Source organism: Neorhizobium phenanthreniclasticum, from assembly GCF_040066075.1.
GTDB lineage: Bacteria > Pseudomonadota > Alphaproteobacteria > Rhizobiales > Rhizobiaceae > Neorhizobium > Neorhizobium petrolearium.
Map to the genome: position 1 here is coordinate 1 of NZ_JBEAAL010000069.1, position 3,089 is coordinate 3,089.

The window sequence follows — 3,089 nt, forward strand, 5'->3', positions numbered from 1 at the left end:
CCCGATCTCAATCCGATCGAAAAGCTCTTCGCCAAGATCAAACACCGGCTACGCGAGGCGCAGGCCAGAAGCCGCAACGCCATCCATGACGCGCTCGCAACAATCCTCCAAACCGTTTCTCCAAAAGTATCCATCCGGCTTAGACCGCACCGCTTATGATTTTGGCTGGTCTGCCATGATGCGCTCGATCTTTTCCTGGTCGCATTGCTCGTCGGCAAGGAACTGGCGAACGCCTCCCTCCCAGGTGCGGATGTCGGCGAGGAACTCTTTCAGGCTCTCGACGCCCCGGTCGGTGAATGTCGTGATGCCCTCTTCGCTGCCGTCATGGGCATGGATCATCTCGCCATAGTCGATATTGTCGGAGTTGCTGGCGATTTCCTGGATGAGTTCGAGGTTTTCGCCGATCAGCACAGCGACGTAGCCGATCGTGTAGACATGCGTCGGGCGGCCCATCAGGCGGCCATCTGTCGGCCGCTGCCAGCGGCGGACCAGTTCCAAGGCAGCAGTTCCGGCAGTCGTGATACGGGAATGTTGGGCATGCGGGCGAGGATATCCGCCAACCAGGCCTGCGGATCGATATCGTTCATCTTAGCCGTGACGATCAGGGAATACATGAAGGCAGCACGCTCGCCGCCGCGCTGGGAGCCGGCGAATAGCCACGCCTTTCTTCCGAGAGCTATCCCGCGCAGGGCGCGCTCGGCCGCATTGTTCGTGATGCAAAGCCTGCCATCGTCGAGGAACCGCGTGAAGGCTTCCCAGCGTCCGTCCTTCTCGAACATGTAGTTGATCGCTTTGGCGACTGGATTGTGCTTCGACATCTGGGAACGCTGGGCCATAAGCCAGTCGTGCAGTTCCTCGGCGAGCGGACGCGCATGCTGCCGCCTCGCTACCAGTCTCTCCTCGACGGACTTCCCGTTTATGCCCCGCTCGATATCGAAGAGCGCGTCGATGCGGGCTACAGCCTCGAGCGCGACAGGCGATATCTCGTGGGCAGGTTTGCCCTTGCGCACGTTGCCGGCGATATCGGCCAGTTCGAAGAACTTGCGCCGCGCATGGCTCCAGCAGAGCGCGCTCTTGACCGGTTCGGGGCGGCGATCCGCACGATAGAGATCGTTGTAGCCGCCATAGGCATCCGCCTGCAGTATGCCGTGCCATCCGGCAAGATGCGTGTTGGGATGGGTCTTTTCCCGATCCGGAGAGAAGTGGAAGAGTGCTGCAGGAGGCGCGCCGCCCGCGAAGGGACGATCATCGCGAACGTAGGTCCATAACCTTGCCTGCTTCGTTGCGCCCCTGGCCAGGAGCGGCACGGTCGTATCGTCGCCATGCAGCCGCTCGGCGGCCAGCACATGAGCACGGATCAGATCATGGATCGGCTGCAGTGCCGTCGCGCAGGCACCAACCTGGTCGGCCAGCGTGGACAGGCTGAGAGCGACGCCTTCCCTGGCGTAGCGCTCGGCCTGTCGGTTCAATGGCTGATGCTGGCCGAACTTCTCAAACAGGATCGTCGCCAGCAGGTTCGGTCCTGCCCACCCACGCGGGGTCGGATGGAAGGGAGCCGGTGGCTGGCTGATCTTCTCGCAGTCCCGGCAGGTGAACTTCTCGCGCACCGTCTGGATCACCTTCCACTGGCGCGGAATCACCTCCAGCGTCTCGGTGACGTCTTCGCCCATCTTCACGATCCGGGCCGAGCCACAGCAGGTGCAGGTCGAAGGAGCTTCAATGATCAGCCGTTGGCGCGGCAGGTGCTCGGGAAACGGCTTGCGGGCGGGCCGACGGCGTTCGAAGGCGGAGACACTTGTGATCCTCTCCGCCACGCGTTCCGCCGCGATCTCGTCTTCGGTGGCATCGGCCTCGAGTTCCTCAAGCTGCAGTTCCATCTGGTCGATCAGCCGGGCGCGCCGTTCCGAGCTCTGGCCGTACTGCTCGCGGCGCAGCTTTGCGATCTCGAGCTTGAGGTGCCGGATCACCGCCTCCGACGTCGTCACGACGGCGCGCACCTGCGCGAGATCGGCCTCAGCAGACGTGGCACGCGCTTCCGATGCCGCAAGCGCGGCGCGCAATCTGGCTATCTCCGACGCAGCATCATCCATGGCCGAAAGCTACCATGGAACCACAGAAAGCCCAACAAAAACAGTGGAACGATGCGACTATCCTGCCGTTGCAGGTCGCTGCGTCCAGCGTGGATTGCGCCAGTCGATCCCTTCCAGAAGATAGCCGAGTTGCGCCGCCGACACTGGCACGGCGGAGCCATTTTGACTGACCGGCCAGATGAACTTTCCGGCTTCAAGCCGCTTCAGGTAAAGCGACATGCCGATCCCGTCGTGCCACAGAACCTTGATCAGATCACCCTTGCGACCCCGGAAGCAGAAGACTTCGCCGCCATGAGGATCGCGGCCAAGACCCTGTTGCACCTTCAGCGCCAGGCTGTTCATGCCGCAGCGCATGTCCGTCACACCACCCGCGATCCATACCTTCACCCCAGCCGGAAAGGCGATCATGACGCATCCAGGACCGGCAACAGCCGGGCAAGGATGGTCGGATCCAGCGAGGCCGGGATCGTCAGCCGTCGGCCGTTCGGCAGGCCGATCTCGATCGTCCTGTCGTCTTCAGGCAGCGGCGGTGAGGCCATCGCGAAAGATGCCGCCGGCGGTGGCGAAATCGCAAGCGGCACGAAGCCCGTTGACGCGGAAACGTTCAGAAGCCCGCTTCGGTATTCCCGACGCCAACGGGTCAACAGTGACCGCGACAATCCATAACGCCGCGCCGTCACCGAGCCCTGCCGAAACCCTTGCAGGCTCTCCTCGACGATCCGAACCTTTTCTTCATCCGACCAATCCCGTCGGCGACCAAAATCGTCGACAGACAAAAGCTCAATGGGGGAAATCACTGTAGTGCATGACATAAGCCATGGACTTAGAGCTAATCACCAAGTCAAGACAGACGGCCTTCGCCGCAGGCATACAGTTAATGATTTTGATGGCTTGTTTGATATCGATTGGCGGCAGTGGTGGATCGGTTCGTCGTCGCAGGGGAAAGTTGCTCATCTTGCGTTTGACGCCGCGCTTATTGCGGCGATGCGATCGGAGCGG

Annotated in this window: 5 protein-coding genes; all 5 read right to left on the reverse strand. The window is 61.8% G+C overall.

The features are described from left to right. Positions 1–153: 153 nt before the first annotated feature. Positions 154–453: a hypothetical protein gene (locus tag ABK249_RS33650; RefSeq protein WP_227705922.1), complete on the reverse strand. Its 300-nt coding sequence runs from the start codon at positions 451–453 to the stop codon at positions 154–156. After that, positions 453–2,090: an IS66 family transposase gene (gene tnpC, locus ABK249_RS33655; RefSeq protein ID WP_210059116.1), complete on the reverse strand. Its 1,638-nt coding sequence runs from the start codon at positions 2,088–2,090 to the stop codon at positions 453–455. The genes ABK249_RS33650 and tnpC overlap by 1 nt, the downstream gene beginning before the upstream one ends. 57 nt (positions 2,091–2,147) lie before the next feature. After that, positions 2,148–2,498, reverse strand: coding sequence for an IS66 family insertion sequence element accessory protein TnpB (tnpB, locus tag ABK249_RS33660; RefSeq protein ID WP_011654616.1), 351 nt, complete (start codon positions 2,496–2,498; stop codon positions 2,148–2,150). Continuing rightward, complete coding sequence (tnpA, locus tag ABK249_RS34000) at positions 2,495–2,866, reverse strand: IS66-like element accessory protein TnpA (RefSeq protein ID WP_411828577.1); 372 nt, start codon at positions 2,864–2,866, stop codon at positions 2,495–2,497. Before tnpA ends, tnpB begins: the two co-directional genes overlap by 4 nt. A gap of 4 nt (positions 2,867–2,870) precedes the next feature. Continuing rightward, on the reverse strand, positions 2,871–3,089 hold a 219-nt coding region (locus tag ABK249_RS33670), incomplete at its 5' end, for a hypothetical protein (RefSeq protein WP_348864912.1).